Annotated in this window: 18 protein-coding genes; 14 read left to right on the forward strand and 4 right to left on the reverse strand. The window is 32.2% G+C overall.

The window, feature by feature from the left end:
• Positions 1 to 25: 25 nt before the first annotated feature.
• Positions 26 to 448 (forward strand): hypothetical protein, encoded by a 423-nt coding sequence (locus Z053_RS0121105; RefSeq protein WP_025666958.1) that lies wholly within the window; start codon positions 26 to 28, stop codon positions 446 to 448.
• A gap of 25 nt (positions 449 to 473) precedes the next feature.
• Positions 474 to 1,499 (forward strand): hypothetical protein, encoded by a 1,026-nt coding sequence (locus Z053_RS0121110; protein ID WP_025666959.1) that lies wholly within the window; start codon positions 474 to 476, stop codon positions 1,497 to 1,499.
• 63 nt (positions 1,500 to 1,562) lie between these two features.
• On the opposite strand, the gene rlmH is transcribed toward Z053_RS0121110, so the two are convergent.
• Positions 1,563 to 2,036, reverse strand: a complete 474-nt coding sequence (rlmH, locus tag Z053_RS0121115) for a 23S rRNA (pseudouridine(1915)-N(3))-methyltransferase RlmH (RefSeq protein ID WP_025666960.1) — start codon at positions 2,034 to 2,036, stop codon at positions 1,563 to 1,565.
• Between the two features lie 141 nt (positions 2,037 to 2,177).
• On the opposite strand from rlmH, the gene nadC reads away from it, so the two are divergent.
• The 7 genes from nadC to priA all read left to right on the forward strand — a co-directional run bounded on the left by nadC (position 2,178) and on the right by priA (position 9,087).
• Positions 2,178 to 3,035, forward strand: coding sequence for a carboxylating nicotinate-nucleotide diphosphorylase (gene nadC / locus Z053_RS0121120; protein WP_025666961.1), 858 nt, complete (start codon positions 2,178 to 2,180; stop codon positions 3,033 to 3,035).
• Positions 3,036 to 3,038: 3 nt separating this feature from the next.
• Entirely contained in the window at positions 3,039 to 3,962 is a 924-nt protein-coding gene (locus Z053_RS0121125) for a YihY/virulence factor BrkB family protein (protein ID WP_025666962.1), read from the forward strand.
• A gap of 34 nt (positions 3,963 to 3,996) precedes the next feature.
• Positions 3,997 to 4,560, forward strand: a complete 564-nt coding sequence (locus Z053_RS0121130; protein ID WP_025666963.1) for a chalcone isomerase family protein — start codon at positions 3,997 to 3,999, stop codon at positions 4,558 to 4,560.
• A gap of 142 nt (positions 4,561 to 4,702) precedes the next feature.
• Positions 4,703 to 5,266 (forward strand): chalcone isomerase family protein, encoded by a 564-nt coding sequence (locus Z053_RS0121135; protein WP_025666964.1) that lies wholly within the window; start codon positions 4,703 to 4,705, stop codon positions 5,264 to 5,266.
• Between the two features lie 104 nt (positions 5,267 to 5,370).
• Positions 5,371 to 5,808, forward strand: coding sequence for a DUF2147 domain-containing protein (locus Z053_RS0121140; RefSeq protein ID WP_025666965.1), 438 nt, complete (start codon positions 5,371 to 5,373; stop codon positions 5,806 to 5,808).
• Between the two features lie 114 nt (positions 5,809 to 5,922).
• Positions 5,923 to 6,489, forward strand: coding sequence for a chalcone isomerase family protein (locus Z053_RS0121145; protein WP_025666966.1), 567 nt, complete (start codon positions 5,923 to 5,925; stop codon positions 6,487 to 6,489).
• A 144-nt stretch (positions 6,490 to 6,633) separates the two neighbouring features.
• The gene (gene priA / locus Z053_RS0121150) at positions 6,634 to 9,087 is read left to right on the forward strand and encodes a replication restart helicase PriA (RefSeq protein WP_025666967.1); all 2,454 of its coding nucleotides are present in this window, start codon (positions 6,634 to 6,636) and stop codon (positions 9,085 to 9,087) included.
• Here the strand turns inward: priA and Z053_RS0121155 are convergent.
• A complete protein-coding gene (locus Z053_RS0121155; RefSeq protein WP_025666968.1) occupies positions 9,084 to 9,791 on the reverse strand; it encodes a LytR/AlgR family response regulator transcription factor in 708 nt (235 codons plus the stop codon). The genes priA and Z053_RS0121155 overlap by 4 nt on opposite strands.
• A gap of 171 nt (positions 9,792 to 9,962) precedes the next feature.
• Here Z053_RS0121155 and rpsF point away from each other — a divergent pair, with 171 nt between their 5' ends.
• From rpsF to Z053_RS0121175, 4 genes are all read left to right on the forward strand, one after another.
• Positions 9,963 to 10,301 (forward strand): 30S ribosomal protein S6, encoded by a 339-nt coding sequence (gene rpsF / locus Z053_RS0121160; protein ID WP_024769054.1) that lies wholly within the window; start codon positions 9,963 to 9,965, stop codon positions 10,299 to 10,301.
• Complete coding sequence (rpsR, locus tag Z053_RS0121165; RefSeq protein WP_174412104.1) at positions 10,301 to 10,600, forward strand: 30S ribosomal protein S18; 300 nt, start codon at positions 10,301 to 10,303, stop codon at positions 10,598 to 10,600. Before rpsF ends, rpsR begins: the two co-directional genes overlap by 1 nt.
• Before the next feature lie 18 nt (positions 10,601 to 10,618).
• On the forward strand, positions 10,619 to 11,071 hold the full coding sequence (gene rplI / locus Z053_RS0121170) for a 50S ribosomal protein L9 (RefSeq protein ID WP_025666970.1): 453 nt from the start codon (positions 10,619 to 10,621) through the stop codon (positions 11,069 to 11,071).
• 108 nt (positions 11,072 to 11,179) lie between these two features.
• Entirely contained in the window at positions 11,180 to 14,341 is a 3,162-nt protein-coding gene (locus Z053_RS0121175; protein ID WP_025666971.1) for a TonB-dependent receptor, read from the forward strand.
• A 71-nt stretch (positions 14,342 to 14,412) separates the two neighbouring features.
• On the opposite strand, the gene Z053_RS0121180 is transcribed toward Z053_RS0121175, so the two are convergent.
• A complete protein-coding gene (locus tag Z053_RS0121180; protein WP_241459849.1) occupies positions 14,413 to 15,654 on the reverse strand; it encodes a M20/M25/M40 family metallo-hydrolase in 1,242 nt (413 codons plus the stop codon).
• Positions 15,655 to 15,871: 217 nt separating this feature from the next.
• Between Z053_RS0121180 and Z053_RS0121185 the strand changes: the two genes are divergently transcribed.
• The gene (locus tag Z053_RS0121185) at positions 15,872 to 16,351 is read left to right on the forward strand and encodes a DUF6495 family protein (protein WP_025666973.1); all 480 of its coding nucleotides are present in this window, start codon (positions 15,872 to 15,874) and stop codon (positions 16,349 to 16,351) included.
• 87 nt (positions 16,352 to 16,438) lie between these two features.
• Here the strand turns inward: Z053_RS0121185 and Z053_RS0121190 are convergent, their stop codons facing one another.
• Positions 16,439 to 17,674, reverse strand: a complete 1,236-nt coding sequence (locus Z053_RS0121190) for an ABC transporter permease (RefSeq protein WP_025666974.1) — start codon at positions 17,672 to 17,674, stop codon at positions 16,439 to 16,441.
• Between the last annotated feature and the right edge of the window lie 269 nt (positions 17,675 to 17,943).

Here is a 17,943-nt window from a genome sequence, read left to right on the forward strand (position 1 = left end):
AATCATCAATCAAAAAACAGAAATTATGAAAACAATCATTTGTACATTAAGTCTTGTATTTGCTCTTTCTTTGAGCAATGCTCAAACAACTTCAACTTCAAACTCTAAAGTATCTATTAGTTACTCTAGTGATGAACCAGGAGAAGGTAATTATAGAGTTAATATTTCTATCTCTAATACAGAAGATATGTATACCTTAAAAGCTAGTTTTCCATCATCTAAAACAGGAAAATTAAAACAATTCTTAAAAGATCATTTAACTCCAAAAATGACTAAAAACGGAACGACATCTACCTGGAAATATAATGCCAAAGGAGAAACAGGATATGTTGTGAAATTGAAAAGAGGAAAGCTAAATGTTTTTATGGATAAAGAATTTGTATCTGCCGACTTAGTAGAAGATTTGATAGATATGTTTAGCGATCTTAAAGATATCGTAAAAGAATAACCAGATCTTTTATAACAATTTGTATATGAAAATAATAATAGTATTTACAGTTGTTTTATTAGGACTAGTGAGTTGTAAAAAAAACGATTCTGATTTAATCTGTGAAAGAATCAATTACCTGGTAGATACAAAAAGTAATGTGGCAAAAAAATATTGGAAAGATTTTGATAAGCAGTTACTTTTTGGCCCTATGTTATATTATACAAAAGATGGTCTTTTTACAATAGATGCTAATGAAGCATTAAAAGAAAAAATAAACCTAGTAGCATATAACTGTGATGATTCTAATGTATCTGTAGGGTTTACCCCCATAATTGACACCACAAATTTTTATATGAATGTGTCTTATGAAGATAAAAACACATCTGCATTAGAGTATAAAAATACATTAGGAATGTTTAGTGATGTAGAATTAACAGAAAAATTCATCACCGATGTTAAGGATACAGAAGAATGGATGACAATGGTTATTCATGAAATATTTCATCAATATCAAAAAAAATTCAAAAAGTTTCGAGAAAAACAGATGTCGAGCCAAAGAGATTTTGATAGAGATACATTAAATTATTTCTTTAAAAACGAGAATTGGTTTACTACAACAGTTAAGAACGAAAATCAACTTCTTCTTAAGATAATACAAGAAGATAATAATGATAGTGTTAAGAATTACATTTCAGGATATTTAAAAAGTAAAGAGCAAAGATATGCTAGGATTAAGAATGAATTCAGAATTGATATATCGGCATTAGAATCTAGCTTGTCTAAATCAGAAGGTACTGCCAGGTATATTGAATACTGTACCAAATTAGCGTTATCGACGAGTTCTAATAATCATACTTTATCCGAAATAGACAATAAATATGTTGCTAATCGATTTAAAGATTATAATTTAAAACAAGACGAGTGGATGTATAACTTAGGAGGAGGATATTATTATTCTTTAGGATTTAATTTAACTCGAGTTCTGGAAAAATTAAAAATAAAGTATCAAGAAGATATTTTTATAGAAAACAAATCATTTGATCAATATCTAAAAGAATACCTTGAGTAATGCTATAATTAGCTTTAACAGTACATGTTAACCTAAAATTGTAATTGTATAATATAATGAACCTTATCTGTGATGGTAAGGTTCATTTTTTAATATGGTAAATCCACGATATAATTGTTCTACAAAAAATAAACGTATCATTTGATGTGAAAATGTCATTTTGGATAACGATAGTTTGCTATTAGCCCGACTGTACACCTCGGGGCTAAAGCCATAGGGCCCTCCTATAACAAAAATTAACTGTTTGATTCCGCTATTCATATGTTTTTGCAATACCTCAGAAAATAGTACAGAATCATATTGCTTTCCATTTTCATCGAGTAATATCAATACATCAGAATTTTCTACATGATTAAGGATTAATTTTCCTTCTTTTTCCTTTTGTTGAGCTTCGCTTAAGTTTTTAGCATTTTTAATATCCGGAATAATTTCAAAACTAAATTTAATATAAAACTGTAACCTTTTGATATAGTTGTTAATAAGGTCATTGAGTTGCTTGTCATCTGTTTTGCCAACGGCAAGTAATTTAATATTCATATGTATTTAATATTATAATAGTTTTTACTCAAAAACCAGATAGAATATAGATTTGTGATGTAAAGTAAATAAAAATACGATGTGCTTCTCACTTCGTACTTCCGACTTCTTTTTTTACATTAGCAAAAATAACCATTCAATATGATTAGCGAAACCCAATTCAATAAAGAAATTGATTTGATAATTACCAATGCCATACGCGAAGATGTAGGAGATGGTGATCATAGTTCATTAGCTTGTATCCCAGAATCAATCACCGGAAAAGCAAAACTTTTAGTAAAGGATGAAGGGATCCTGGCGGGAGTAGAATTTGCAAAAAGAGTATTTAATTATGTAGACCCAAATATGAAGGTCGAAGTATTATTAGAAGATGGGTCCAGGGTGAAATATGGAGATATAGCTTTTTATGTTTCAGGAAGCTCGCAGTCTATTCTTAAAGCCGAACGATTAGTGCTTAATGCAATGCAAAGAATGAGTGCAATTGCTACCAAAACGAATCATTTTGTTACCCTTTTAGAAGGTACAGGAACAAAGATTTTAGATACCCGAAAAACAACTCCGGGAATACGAGCATTAGAAAAATGGGCGGTAAAGATTGGAGGAGGAGAGAACCATAGATTTGCCTTATACGATATGGTAATGCTAAAAGATAACCATATCGATTTTGCCGGGGGAATTACTAAAGCTATAGAAAAAACCAAACAATATCTTTCTAATCAAAACCTTGATCTCAAAATTATTGTTGAAGCCCGAGACCTTAATGAGATCAAAGAAATACTTCAAACACCAGGAGTATATCGAATATTAATTGATAATTTTAATTATGAAGATACTCGGGAAGCTGTAAAATTAATTGGTGATTCGTGTCTTACTGAATCCAGCGGAGGGATTAATGAAGAAACAGTACGCAAGTATGCAGAATGTGGTGTAGATTATATTAGTAGTGGCGCGCTAACACATTCTGTATATAATCTGGATTTGAGCTTGAAAGCCGTATAATATATGTCGAAACCCGTAGAAGATAAGCTTAATAAGATTCCTGTGATCAATATATTGGTTAAAATAGGGAAGAAACTTATTCTTCCTGGTTTTGAGGGACTGTCGATATACGACCTAATAGAGATTTATGTAATCGGGATTATAAAAGGTACTTTTTCGGCTAGAGCCAGCGCAATATCATGGAGTTTTTTTCTTTCTCTATTTCCATTCTTATTATTTCTTCTTAATTTGATTCCTTACGTCCCAATAGATGGGTTTGAGGAGAATTTTTTTGAATTTGTTAACGGAGCATTACCTAAACAATCTTCAGATTTTTTCTCCGGGATATTTGAAGATATTGCATCTAATCCTCGAGGGGGATTACTATCAACTGTTTTTGTACTATCTATACTTTTTATGACTAATGGGATCAATGCAGTTTTCTCTGGTTTTGAATATTCGTATCATGTAACGCTTAATAGAAATTTTGTACGGCAGTATGTAGTAGCATTAGGGGTGTCTATTATCGTGGCATCGTTATTGTTAATTACAGTTATAGGAACTTTATACTTTTCGTATTTGGTAGATGATTTAAATAAAATGGGTGTAGTTGATGATACTGTTTTTTGGTTAACATTAGGTAAATATGCGCTATTTGTCTTTATGATATTTGTAATTATTGCTACTTTATTTTATTTCGGTACCTCAGAAGGAAAACAAAATAAATTCTTTTCACCTGGTGCATTTATGACCACTTTTTTGATTATTATTACAACATATCTATTTGGAGTATATATAGATAACTTCTCTAATTATAATCAATTGTACGGTTCTATTGGAGCAATGTTGATATTAATGTTGTATATATGGCTTAATGCTAATTTGTTATTGCTGGGTTTTGAACTTAATGCATCATTAAATCAATTAAGAAAAAATTTTAATACATAATTTTACTAACATAGATTTCTAATAATTTTTTAAAATGAAAAAACTAAGTATATTATTTATAGCACTTTTAACTATTGTATCTGTTCAGGCTCAAACCAAAATTGGTGATGCTACATTACCTAATACGGTAAAATTTAATGAAGAAGATTTGACGATTAATGGAGGAGGTCTTAGAGAAAAATTCTTTTTTGATATTTATGCGGGAGCCTTATATCTTAAGAAAAAAAATAGCAATGCCAGTGCAATAGCTAAAGCAGACGAAACTATGGCAATTAAATTGCATATTCTTTCTGGTATGATGTCTAGAAGTAAAATGGCTAATGCATTACGTGAAGGGTTTAAGAAATCAACTAACGGAAATATGAAGCCTTATAACGAAAGAATAGAAAAATTTATAGGCTTTATTAATAATGAAATAGAGGTTGGTCAAATCTATGATATGGTATATGAAAAAGGAAAAGGAAGTGTGATTTATAAAGATGGAAAAGAAAAAGGATACGTAACAGGATTGGATTTTAAAACAGCACTTTTTAATATCTGGTTAGGAAGTAAACCAGCAGACAAAGGACTCAAAAAAGAAATGTTAGGTCTTCAGTAATCAATAAGATATAATCGTATTTTTGTTAAAAATTTAAGTAAATGTATTTCAGAATGTTGTGCATGCATAATATTTTTTATATTTGTGCGCTTTGAAAATTAAGTTTAAACAAATATTAATACCCCAAATACCTTTAGTTATAATGAAAAAAATTACTTTAGTACTGGTAGCACTAATTTCCTTGTCTACCGCTACTGCGCAAATTAGAGTTGGTAAAGCTATTTTGCCTTATGAAGAAAATTTTGGTGATACCGATTTGAAATTGAATGGTGCCGGAATGAGAAAAGTACTCTGGATTGATATGTATGCAGGAGGGCTTTATTTAACAAAAAAGAGCAAAGACCCTAAAGAAGTTCTTGATGCAGATGAAACTATGGCTATAAAACTGAATATTGTTTCTGGTTTTGTAACCCAAAAGAAAATGATAAAAGCGGTAAAAGATGGCTTTAACAGAGCCACTTTTGGTAATACCAAAGCATTGGATGGGAGAATAAATAAATTTATTAAATTTTTCTCAGAGCCTATAGTAAAGAACGACATCTTTGATATCGTATATATTAAAGGTAAAGGAGTAACTGCTTTTAAAAATGAAAAAGAACTTGGAGTAATCAAGGGGCGTGATTTTAAATATGCATTATTCAAAATTTGGCTAGGAGATGAACCAGCAAGTGAAGAAATTAAAAATGGAATGTTAGGTATACAATAATCTAATATCATTAATTTAATACGCAAAAAGCTACCGGTTTAAATCGGTAGCTTTTTTGTTTTTACCATATTTTTTTATCTTAGAATCTATAAACACAAATTATCATGAAAATTATGAATTTTCGCAACATATTTTTTGTAGCAATAGTATTAGTGTCTGTAACAGCGAGTGCGCAACAACAAATAGTAGGGCAATGGAAAACTATTGATGATACTACTGGCGAACCACGATCTATTGTAGAAATTTATAAGAAAGGAAACAAACTGTTTGGGAAGATTTTACAGGTATTAGATGAGGCAGAAAGAAATAAGTTATGCATCGAATGTAAAGGGAATGACCATAATAAACCTATAGAGGGAATGGTAATTATTAAAGAACTTGAAAAAGATGGGAATCAATACGAGGATGGTACTATTATGGACCCCGAGAATGGCAAGGTATATCGATGTAAAATCTGGATTGATGAAGATAATCCAAATGTGCTTAATGTAAGAGGGTATATAGCTTTTTTATATAGAACACAAAAGTGGATTCGAGTATAATAATCACAACATATTTCTTTCTTGAAATTTAGAGAATTATAAATTTTAACAATTCTTTTGGTTAGGTTTTAAAAGATTTAGGACTAACTCCTTGAAATTTTAAAAATCTAAACCATGAAAAAAATAATTACATTAATAGTTGTAGTCCTTATATCTACCTTCGCAATGGCACAGGTAAGAGTAGGGGATATTGTATTGCCTTATAAAGTTAGTTTTGACGGAGAAGAACTGTCTTTAAATGGAGCAGGAATGAGAAGTATACTTGGATTTGACACCTATTCTGGTGGTCTATATACCAAGAAAAAATATAATGATCCGGGAGTAGTTTTGGATTCTGATGAGAGTATGTCTATTCGTTTAAATATAGTATCTAAGAAAGTAACAAATAAACGAATGATTAAAGTTTTTAGAAAAGGATTTGATGATGCAATGTTTGGTAATACCCAAACCTTAGATGTAAGAATAGAAAAGTTTTTAAAATTATTTGCTTCGCCAATGCAGATCAATGATTACTTTGATTTGGTGTACATAAAAGGAAAAGGAATCAAAACCTATAAAAACGGTGAAGAACTTGGTTTTATAAAAGGTAGAGATTTTAAATATGCTCTGTTTAAGATCTGGTTAGGAAATGAACCTGCTTGCAAACTTATTAAAGGAGGAATGTTAGGGTTGAGTAAGTAAGGAATACAAATTTATATAAGCGAGTCCGATTTATTATTTAAATCGGACTTTTTTTATTCTTAAAAATTAAACTTTATTCTATGGGTTAAACTTGTATTTTTGTTGTTTTACACTAAACTATTCCGAATTTTGTTATAATTGGTAATGTCATACTTTATAAATGTAATTCTTCCTATACCTCTTGATAAAGAGTTTACCTATAGTATTAATAAAACTGAAGCTGCATTTTTGCAACCAGGAATGCGTGTGGCTGTTCAATTTGGAAAAAGTAAGATATATGCTGCTTTGGTAACCAAGGTGCATCAAAACCCACCTTTGGTATATGAAGCAAAAGAAATAGAACATATTCTTGATGAATCACCAATAGTTACTCAACATCAATTAGAACTATGGTCCTGGATTTCTAACTATTATATGTGTACAAAAGGAGAGGTAATGAGAGCAGCACTTCCCGGGGCCTTCTTACTAGAAAGTGAAACTATAATTCTGAAAAATGAAAAATCTCTTTTTGATGAATCCTTGTTAAAAGATGATGAGTTTTTGATTTATGAAGCATTACAATATCAGAGCTTACTTCGTATACAAGAAGTGATGAATATTGTAGGTAAGAAAAATGTACTCCCCGTTATAAAACGACTAATAGAAAAAGAAGTTATTACGGTTCAGGAAGAAATTTATGAGCAATATAAACCCAAAATAGTTCGGTATATCCGATTAAACACAACATATACAAAAGAAGAAGCACTAAGGGATTTACTAGATACAATGACCAGAGCACCTAAACAACGAGAGGTGTTGATGCATTTATTTACGTTACAGGCACAAGCTACTAAGCCAATTAAAGTAAATGAGCTTGTAAAAACTTCTAATAGTTCTGCAGCTGTAATACGAGCATTAGTAGATAAGAATATCTTAGATGAATACCATTTGCAAACAGATCGTGTTCAATATACGGGAGAGACAACAGGAAATACCAAACAGCTTAATGAATATCAACATAAGGCTTATGAAGAAATAAAAGATTCTTTTGAAAATAAAGATGTATGCCTTTTTCATGGGGTTACTTCATCTGGCAAAACAGAAGTATATGTAAAGCTTATAGAGCAAGCTATCCAGAAAGGAGAACAGGTATTGTATTTGCTACCAGAAATAGCTCTAACAACACAACTTATTACTCGATTACAGGAATATTTCGGAGAAAAGCTCACGGTATATCATTCTAAGTATTCTGTTAATGAAAGAGTAGAGGCATGGAACAATGTAAAGGCCAAAAAATCAAAAGCACAAGTAGTTATTGGTGCTAGGTCGGCCATATTTTTGCCGTTTGCCAATTTGGGATTAATTATTGTAGATGAAGAACACGAGAATACCTTCAAGCAATATGACCCTGCGCCTAGATATCATGCCAGAGATACAGCAATCGTCTTAGCAAAAATGTTTTACGCCAAAGTGGTGCTAGGGTCTGCGACTCCGGCCCTTGAAACGTACTATAATGCCCGACAAAAAAAGTACGGATTTGTACAATTGACCAGAAGATATGGTGATGTACTAATGCCAGATATTAGTTTAGTAGATATAAAGACAAAATATCGAAAAAAAGAAATGACAGGTCATTTTAGTGACACCTTGTTAACAGGTATTCACAACGCTTTAAAAGAAGGAGAGCAAGTTATTCTTTTTCAAAACAGAAGAGGATATTCTCCTGTGGTAGAGTGTAATACTTGTGGGCACTCTCCGCAATGTCCAAACTGCGATGTTAGTCTTACGTTTCATAGCTTTAGAAATCAATTACGATGTCATTACTGTGGGTATCATATAGCAATGCCTCAAAAGTGTATGGCTTGTGATAGTGTTGATTTAACGACAAAAGGTTTCGGAACAGAGCAAATAGAGAAAGAGTTACAAGAGCTTTTTCCTGATCATAATATTGGAAGAATGGATCAGGATACAACCAGAGGGAAACATGGATATGAAAAGATTATAAATCGGTTTGAAGAAGGGGATATTGATATTATGGTGGGTACACAAATGCTCTCTAAGGGATTAGATTTTAGAAATGTGAGTCTGGTTGGTATAATGAATGCTGATAACTTACTTAATTTTCCGGATTTTAGAGCGCATGAACGTAGTTTTCAATTAATGCAGCAGGTAGCGGGTAGGGCAGGTAGAACCAAAAAAAGAGGTAAAGTTCTGATTCAAACTTATAATCCTTTTCATCAGATTTTACAACAGGTATCTGTTAATGATTATTCTGGAATGTTTACCGATCAAATTGAGGAAAGACATCAATATAAATACCCTCCTTTTTATAAAATAATAAAGATTACTGGTAAACATAAAGATTATAATAGAGTAAATGAAGCTACAAATTGGTTAGCTAAATCATTTAGAAACGTATTTAATGATAATGTTCTGGGACCAGAATTCCCTCCAATTTCAAGAATACGAAATCAATATCATAAAAATATAGTAATAAAAATACCGCAAGGTCAATCTTTAAATAAAACAAAAGAGGTGATAAAAAAAATCAGCACTTCTTTTAAGAGTATTAAAGAATTTTCGGGGGTAAGAGTTATAATTAATGTAGATAACTACTAATTATTTAAAGCTTCTATCAGAGAATGTTTTTTATGCCTGCTAAGTGGTATTTTTTCATCCGCTATTTCTATATTACGACTATTGTAACGCTCTACTTTATCCAGATTCACAATATAAGATTTATGAATTCTTAAAAAACGATCACTAGGTAGTTGGGCTTCAAAAGATTTCATCGTAGCTAATACAACAATAGGATCACCTTCTTCCATTATAAGTTTTACATAATCTCCTAAAGCTTCTACATACTTTAATTGATTAAGGAAAATTTTTCTTTTTTTCAGATTACTCTTTACAAAAATATAATCGTCATCTTCTACAGTAGTATTTTCTCCTCCTATACGAGACATACTCAAAGCTTTATCAACAGCAGCGTTAAAACGATCTTTTTTTAATGGTTTTCTTAAATAATCTATTGCATCATAGTCGAAAGCTTTAAATGCATATTTCGTTTTTCCTGTGACAAAAATAATATGAGGTTTGTTCTCTAAATCATCCAAAAGATCAAAGCCAGTAAGAATTGGCATTTCAATATCTAAGAATAATAAGTCAACTTGAGTGTCGAGTAAACCATTTTTTGTTTCAATAGCATTATTCCACTCAGCCACTAATTCTAGTGAAGAATGTTCGTCTATTAGCTTTACAATAGCTAGTCTTTGGAGGCGGGAATCATCTACTACCGCACATTTTAATTGAGATTGCTCCACTTGTTTAGTGTTATATATTCCAATACAATATTAATGAATATATCTTATTTGCACAAACAATTTCGGCTTTTTATCGATAAAAATAGTGTTTCGTCGAAATGATATTAGGGTTTGAAAATCCAAAAAATAGTCTTACTTTTGCACCCAATTTTAATTTAAATATAGATTTTTATGAATCAATACGAAACTGTTTTCATCTTGAATCCCGTTTTATCTGAAGATCAGATAAAGGAAACAGTTAAGAAATACGAAGACATTCTTGTTTCTAATGGTGCCAAGATGATATCAAAAGAGGATTGGGGGCTTAAAAAGCTTGCTTATGCAATCCAACACAAAAAAAGTGGATTTTACCACTTATTCGAATACCAGGTACCTGGTGAAGCTATCAATGCTTTAGAAGTTGAGTACAGAAGAGATGAACGAGTAATGCGTTACCTTACTGTACGCCTTGATAAGCATGCAATTGCTTGGGCAGAGAAGAGAAGAAATAGAAACAAACAAAAAGCTTAATTATGTCATCTATAGAACAACAAGCGAAAGGAAAAAAAGACGGAGAGATCAGATATCTTACTCCGCTTAATATAGATACATCAAAAACGAAGAAATATTGTCGTTTCAAAAAATCTGGTATCAAGTATATTGATTATAAAGATCCAGATTTCTTAATGGCATTTGTAAATGAACAAGGTAAGTTATTACCTCGTCGTCTTACAGGAACTTCATTAAAATATCAACGTAAAGTAAGTGTTGCTGTAAAAAGAGCAAGACACCTAGCTTTAATGCCATACGTTGGTGATTTATTAAAATAAAACTCGTCATAACATATTATGGAACTTATATTAAAGAAAGACGTTGAGAATCTAGGATTCGCAGACGATGTAGTAGAAGTTAAGAATGGTTATGGTCGTAACTATTTAATTCCTAATGGACTTGCATTATTAGCAACTCCTTCTGCAAAAAAAGTACTTGCCGAAACATTAAAGCAACGTGCTTTTAAAGAAAAGAAAGAGATCGAAGATGCAGAAAAAGTAGGGAAGAAACTTAGTGGATTAGAGATCAAAATTTTAGCAAAAGCCGGAGCTGGAGACAAGTTATTTGGTTCTGTATCTAATGCTGATGTTGCAGAAGCATTTGCTAAAGAAGGAGTTGAATTAGAAAAGAAATTTATTACTGTACCAGGTGGAACCATTAAACGTCTAGGTCAGTACGAAGCTTCTGTTCGCCTTCATAGAGAAGTGATTGTTCCTATTACTTTTGAAGTAATCACTCAGGTTAAATAGATAAATAACAGTTGATAACTGTTTTATAATATTATAAAAAATCGCTCTTTTGAGCGATTTTTTTATTTTATTTTTATTCTTAATCAATTAATTAAAAGTTATTATTACATGAAAAAAATTATTCTATTAATTTTGGTATTGATAGGGGGTACGATCAATGCTCAGGTTACTACTTCTAATATTTCGGGGATAGTACGTGATAGTGGAAATCAATTACTGCCAGGGGCTAATGTTACCGCAGTGCATGGACCTACAGGTACTTCGTATGGTGGAGTGACTGATTTTGACGGACGTTTTAATCTTAATAATTTACGTGTAGGAGGGCCATATAGAATAACAATAAGTTATGTAGGTTTTAAAAAGCAACTTATTGATGAAGTGTTTTTACAATTAGGGCAAACCTTCAATCTTAATATAACATTGGTCGAGGATAGTAATCAATTAGAAGAAGTTGTAATTACGACGAATAAAAATTCTACATTTAGTAGTGATCGCACTGGTGCAGAAACCAGTGTAGGTAGAAGAGAATTACGAACATTACCTACAATATCACGTTCTGCAGCCGATTTTACAAGGCTGGAACCTACCGCAAGCGGAAATTCTTTTGGAGGAAGAAATGATCAGTTTAATAATTTTAGCTTAGATGGTGCTGTATTTAATAATCCTTTTGGGTTAGATGCTGCAACTCCCGGAGGCCAAACCGATGCACAACCAATCTCGTTAGATGCTATCGATCAGATTCAGGTGTCTACAGCTCCATATGATGTAACATTATCGGGGTTTACAGGAGCATCTGTTAATGCAGTTACAAAAAGTGGAACTAATACTTTTAAGGGAACTGCTTATGGATTCTTTAGAAATGAAAGTCTTACCGGAGGAAAAGTAAAGGGAGAAGATGTGTTTAAGTCTGATCTCGAGCAAACACAATACGGATTTAGTATTGGCGGACCTATCATAGAAAATAAACTATTCTTTTTTGCGAATGCAGAAAGAGATCAACGTACCGATTTAGGTTCATCCTGGTTACCTAATACAGGTAGTGGAGCAATAAATGAATCTCGTGTATTAGAGTCTGATATGATTGCAGTTAGTAATGCACTCTCAAATTTGGGGTATACTACTGGCGCATACCAAGGATTTACGTATGATTCTGAATCTACCAAAGGAATTCTTAAATTAGATTGGAATATTAATGATAAACATAGAGCAGCTATTATTTATAATTTTTTAAGAGCTTCTAAAGAAAAACCTGCACACCCAACAGCATTAGGAATTCGAGGACCTAGTGCTTCTACATTACAGTTTGAAAATTCGGGCTATGAGATTAATAATAATATAAATTCTTTCCAGTTAGAAGTCAATTCTACGTTCTCTAGTAAGTTTGCTAATAAATTTCAGGCGGGTTACACGCATTTTGATGATTTTAGAAATCCATTATCAACACCTGCACCTGTAATTACAATTCAGGATGGTGCTGGATCAAATTATATCATTGCTGGTCACGAACCATTTTCTATCAATAATAAATTAGATCAAAAAGTAATTCAGGCAACTAATAATCTTAATATCTTCTTAGGTGATCATACCATTACGGTTGGAGCATCTTTCGAGATGTTTAGATTTAAGAATTCGTTTAATTTAACTGCATATGAAGACTTTGCTAATTTTGGTTCGACATATCGAGGATTATTTTCACCCTATGGTTCGGTAAGTTCTTTTTTAGATGATGCAAATAATGGTGTAGTTGCTGCTAACCTACAATTTGCGCAAGATCGTTTTGCTGCTCTAAACGCTGCAGGAGATGGTAATGATGGGGGATGGAAATTGGCAGAATTAAATGTAGGGCAATTGGCTTTTTATATTCAGGAAGAATGGAATATTACAGAGCGATTTAAGTTTAGTTATGGACTTAGACTTGATAAGCCATTATATTTTGATACCGATGAACGTATACAGGAGTATATAGATACAGATAATGGAGCTAGTAGAGATGAGAGTGTTGTGTATTTTGATCCGAATGGAGGAGCCGTAACTTTAAACTCTACTACTTTACCAACAGATAGGATTTTAATATCACCAAGATTAGGGTTTAATTATGATGTAAGAGGAGACAAAACTTTTCAACTACGAGGAGGTACAGGTATATTTACAGGTAGATTGCCATTTGTATGGATAGGAAACCAGGTGAGTGGGGCAGATGATGGTTTCTTTCAAATTGTAGATCCAGATTTTCAGTTTCCACAAGTATGGAGATCTAGCTTAGGAGTTGATTATCGATTAAGTAATGGCATAATCCTAACAGGTGATTTTGCTTATACAGAAGATATTAATGGAATTCATGTTCAGAATTGGGGATTACGCGAACCAACACAGACGCTGTCGGGAGTTGACAATAGACAAATATATGGAGCAACAGATAGGGGAGCTAATAATGCTTTTGTACTAACCAATTCTAATCAGGGAAGAATTGTAAATGCCTCTTTTAAGGCAGCCAAGAATTTTAAAAATAACTTATATGCGAGTATTGCTTATAGTTATTTGGATTCTAAAGATGTAAATTCTATTGAAGCAGAAATTACCGGAGATGCATTCGCAGGCAATCCTGCTTTAGGGAATGTAAATAATGATGTTTTGTCATACTCTAAATATGGAGATCGACACAGAATTATTGCTATTGCTTCTAAGAAATGGACATATGGTAACGAGAAATTTGCTACTACTATTTCTGCTTTTGCTGAGTTTGCACAAGGAGGCAGGTTTAATTATACATATGCAGGTGATATTAATGGAGACGGGTCTTCTTTGAATGATTTAATTTATATTCCTACACAGACCGAATTGGCAACATATGCATTTAGCGGTGCTTCATTTAATGAAAGAGAGGCGCAAAGAGCTGCTTTTGAAGCCTATATAAGACAAGATGATTATTTAAGTGAAAATAGAGGAAGTTATGCAAAACGATATGGAGCTATTGCTCCGTGGAGAAATAAAGTTGATTTTAAATTACTCCAGGATTTTAATATTAATGTTGGAGAAAGAACAAATACAATACAGTTGAGCTTAGATGTTTTAAATTTAGGTAATTTAATCAATTCAGATTGGGGATTAGTGCAACAACCAAATAATGTGCAAGTGTTGGGGGTTAATGTAGATACATCAAATAATACTCCAACATATTCTTTTGATCCTAATTTGGTTGATACTTTTGGATATGACGCTAGCCTTCAATCAAGATGGCAGGCTCAGGTAGGACTACGATATATATTCTAAAAAAAGAATTTATACTTCTTTTAAAGCATAAAAAAGCCTTCATTTAGAAGGCTTTTTTATTTTATTGGAAACTATTGATTGATTAATCGATAGATAAGTATTGCGGTACGTTTGGTCAAAGCTTCAAAAGTGGTTAGATCTAATGTTTCTTTTGGAGTATGTGCTCCGGTACCCATGGTTCCTAATCCATCCAGACAATCCACATGCTCTGCTACAAAAGAAGTATCTGCAGCTCCACGTTTACCAGGGTCATAGGCTTCAACTACTCCTTGATCCAGAGCCTTACTTACTTCATTTAGCAATGCTAATAATTTGTGATTGCCTTTAGTTGGTTGCATTGCAGGATAACTATCAGTAAAAGTGATAGACGCACTGGTGTGAGGTAAGTTTTCTTCAGTAATTTTTTTCATTTTTGAACGGGCTCTTTCTTTTTGTTCTTCAGAGATAAAACGCAATCCTCCTTTTACCATAACAGTTTGTGGTACAACATTACTTTTTCCGAAGGCTTCCCCTTCACTTATTGAGCTGTCAAATTTAACCTCTGTTCCTCCCAGAATTACTCCAGGGTTAAAGGTTAAAAATTCTTCTCCTTTAACATCGGTATAGAAGCTATTTAAAATTCTGGAAGCTTCAAAAATAGCACCTGCACCTACACGTTCATTAAAAACACCAGACGAATGTGCTCTTTTTCCCTTAACTTCTAGTTTCCATCCAGAAGATCCTCTACGGGCAACAGTAGCATAATTAAACCCTGTAGAGGTCTCAAAGCCCAGAGCAACTTCACTTTTTTTTGCTGCATCAATTAAATCTTTTCTACTAATATCTAATGGTTGTCCTGTGCTTTCTTCATCGCCAGTAAAAGCAACTATAATTTGGGCATTATTAAGTAATTTATTTTCGTGTAAGGCTTTTAGGGCATATAGTACAACAACATCTCCGCCTTTCATATCATTAGTCCCGGGCCCATATGCAATATCACCATCTTTCTTAAATTTCTGAAACGGGCTATCTTTTTCAAATACTGTATCCAGGTGCCCAATGAGTAGTATTTTTTTTCCTTTACTTCCAGAAGTTTCGGCAAACAAATGTCCGGCTCGATTTACTTCTGCAGGCATATCAATCCATCGAGTATTAAAATCAATTGCATCAAATTGCTCTTTAAACACCATTCCTACCTCTTTTACACCTTCATGATGCATTGTTCCGCTATTAATATTTACAACCTTCTCTAAAAACTGAATCGCTGATTCATGATTAGCTTCTATTGATTTAATAATTTTTTTTTCTGTTTTAGAAAGTTTTTGAGCATTCATAGTTAATGTTATGAAAAGAAATAAAAAGAGATGTGAGATACGTATGGTAAAAAAAGTATTCATGTTGTGTGATGTTATTTGTTGAAGGATAAATATAAGGACTTTAGTAGTTATAGATTTTGTATTTTGATGTAAAGGCAAAATAGAAGGTAGAAGACAGTGTTTATTGTTTTAAAATCATCTTTTTATATTTACTTTTGCAGTCAATTTTTTTACAATGAAATATCAAAGATTAAGTAAAGAACAATTAGAGGAATTACATGTAGAATTCATTAACTTTTTGGCAACACAATCTATTACAGCAGAAGAGTGGAGTGATATTAAAGAAAATAAACCCCAGGTTGCCGAAGAAGAGATTGATATTTTTAGTGATTTGGTATGGGAAAAAGTACTTACTAACGCACAATATCTGGAACATTTTTCGAAAGATCAGATACATTTGTTCGAATTGCAGGACACTGAGATGTGTCTTATTGCAGTAAAGGTAAATAATGATGCTATTGATATCACTACACAAGAAGGGTATCAATGGTTACAAAGTAATTTACTAAATGACGAAGTGGTATTTTATAATGCGTCTAAGCAATATAGTGATGATAAAAACCTGGATAAATTTACACTAATCCAAAAAGGAGCAAATATCACTAAAGGAGAGTTATATCAGTATTTTGCTAATATGATCGAAAACAGAGAATAATAGCAACTGTTTTAAAACAATAATTTATAATCACAGTATCATAAGAAATGTCTTATATACTGTGAAAGCTAATATGTAGTTAATTAACTATTCGTATCTCAAAGATTCTATAGGGTCTTGTTTTGCTGCTTTTACAGCGGGATATAATCCAGAAACAACTGCAATAACAAAAGAAATAGTAGTGGCCGCAAATATGGCGAGCCAGGGAGTACTAAAAGAAAAATTAGCAGCAGCCGAAATTCCTCCACCAATCAGGATTCCCAGAATAATACCTACAAGGCCACCAATTTGACCAATAATTATGGTTTCCATAAAAAACTGACCTGCAATAGTATGTTTTTTAGCCCCCAACGCTTTTCTTACCCCAATTTCCCGAGTTCGTTCGGTAACAGAAACCAACATGATATTCATTAAAGCAATTGAAGAGCCAAATATGGTAATGATACTAATAATCCAAGCAGCATAATATAGGTAAACAGTAATACTAGCTATTCTGTTTAATAAGTCATCACTACGCTCAAGTCCAAAATTATTTTCTTCGATTGGATTTAACTTTCTAATGTTTCTAAAAGTGAGAATAGCTTCATCCTGAGCGCCTTCTAGAAATTGTTTGTCATCTACCTTTACACTAATACCATAATTAATATTAGGGAGTGTAAAAATGGATCTCGCTATCTGCAAAGGAATAAGGACTCGTAAATCCTGATTATTTCTAAATGTAGCTCCTTTACTCTCCAGAAGCCCAATTACTTTAAATTTTACTCCTCGAATACTTATTGTTTTTCCCAAAGGATTTGTATCCTTAAATAAATTCTTTTTGAAATCAGATCCTATGAGACACACATGATTATTGTTTTCTACATCAAAAAAAGTAAAATTTCTACCATTGTCTATTTCAGTTCCTGTGTTTTCAAGATAATTTTCATTAATCCCTACTACAGATACTTCGGGATCGGTTTTTTCACTTTCATATTTTACTTCGGCATTACGTGTACCAGTAAAGTGAATAGAGGTTTTTGAAAAAGGATAACTAAATTTATCTTTAAAATCTTTTACATTACGATAACTAATAATAGGATTGATTTTGTCTCGATCTCTACTATTTCTTGTGTTAAATTCGTAACGCTGGATATTAAAAGTATTAGCACCCATCGAAGCAAAATCTCCAGAAATTGTATTTTCTAAAGCACCAACCAAAGTAAGTATTCCAACCAATGATGTAATACCAATTGCAATGATTAATATAGTAAGAACAGTTCGTAGAACTTGCCCTTTTATAGAGTCCATTGCGATCCTGATATTTTCTCTAAAAAGTGAAAACATAATAGTTTTTAATAGTGTGTTCTTTATATAGGACTACAAAACGTGTTTAAAGTTACTTAAAAAACCAGATTTTTTATAAGTATTGATCCACGTCTTTATACTTTTTTTAGATATTTGCAGCTCGAAATAGCAGGTAGGTATTAAGAGTGAGGTAATGGTTTGTAGCTATAGTGTTGATCCTTAATTATCTAATTGCTTCTTGTATACAGATTAAAATGATATATGAGTACTGTATAGAATACTATATTTGCACGCTTTACAAATTTGAT

This window comes from Aquimarina megaterium XH134 (assembly GCF_000520975.1).
GTDB lineage: Bacteria > Bacteroidota > Bacteroidia > Flavobacteriales > Flavobacteriaceae > Aquimarina > Aquimarina megaterium.

What these genes read in the sequence shown, in the direction of transcription:
- rpsF (WP_024769054.1), top strand. Translation starts at nt 9,963, where the DNA reads ATGAATCAATACGAAACTGTTTTCATCTTGAATCCCGTTTTATCTGAA.
- Z053_RS0121110 (WP_025666959.1), top strand. Translation starts at nt 474, where the DNA reads ATGAAAATAATAATAGTATTTACAGTTGTTTTATTAGGACTAGTGAGT.
- Z053_RS0121125 (WP_025666962.1), top strand. Translation starts at nt 3,039, where the DNA reads ATGTCGAAACCCGTAGAAGATAAGCTTAATAAGATTCCTGTGATCAAT.
- priA (WP_025666967.1), top strand. Translation starts at nt 6,634, where the DNA reads ATGTCATACTTTATAAATGTAATTCTTCCTATACCTCTTGATAAAGAG.
- Z053_RS0121185 (WP_025666973.1), top strand. Translation starts at nt 15,872, where the DNA reads ATGAAATATCAAAGATTAAGTAAAGAACAATTAGAGGAATTACATGTA.
- rplI (WP_025666970.1), top strand. Translation starts at nt 10,619, where the DNA reads ATGGAACTTATATTAAAGAAAGACGTTGAGAATCTAGGATTCGCAGAC.
- Z053_RS0121190 (WP_025666974.1), bottom strand. Translation starts at nt 17,674, where the DNA reads ATGTTTTCACTTTTTAGAGAAAATATCAGGATCGCAATGGACTCTATA.
- Z053_RS0121140 (WP_025666965.1), top strand. Translation starts at nt 5,371, where the DNA reads ATGAAAATTATGAATTTTCGCAACATATTTTTTGTAGCAATAGTATTA.
- Z053_RS0121145 (WP_025666966.1), top strand. Translation starts at nt 5,923, where the DNA reads ATGAAAAAAATAATTACATTAATAGTTGTAGTCCTTATATCTACCTTC.
- Z053_RS0121175 (WP_025666971.1), top strand. Translation starts at nt 11,180, where the DNA reads ATGAAAAAAATTATTCTATTAATTTTGGTATTGATAGGGGGTACGATC.
- rlmH (WP_025666960.1), bottom strand. Translation starts at nt 2,036, where the DNA reads ATGAATATTAAATTACTTGCCGTTGGCAAAACAGATGACAAGCAACTC.
- Z053_RS0121180 (WP_241459849.1), bottom strand. Translation starts at nt 15,654, where the DNA reads ATGAATGCTCAAAAACTTTCTAAAACAGAAAAAAAAATTATTAAATCA.
- Z053_RS0121135 (WP_025666964.1), top strand. Translation starts at nt 4,703, where the DNA reads ATGAAAAAAATTACTTTAGTACTGGTAGCACTAATTTCCTTGTCTACC.
- Z053_RS0121130 (WP_025666963.1), top strand. Translation starts at nt 3,997, where the DNA reads ATGAAAAAACTAAGTATATTATTTATAGCACTTTTAACTATTGTATCT.
- Z053_RS0121105 (WP_025666958.1), top strand. Translation starts at nt 26, where the DNA reads ATGAAAACAATCATTTGTACATTAAGTCTTGTATTTGCTCTTTCTTTG.
- nadC (WP_025666961.1), top strand. Translation starts at nt 2,178, where the DNA reads ATGATTAGCGAAACCCAATTCAATAAAGAAATTGATTTGATAATTACC.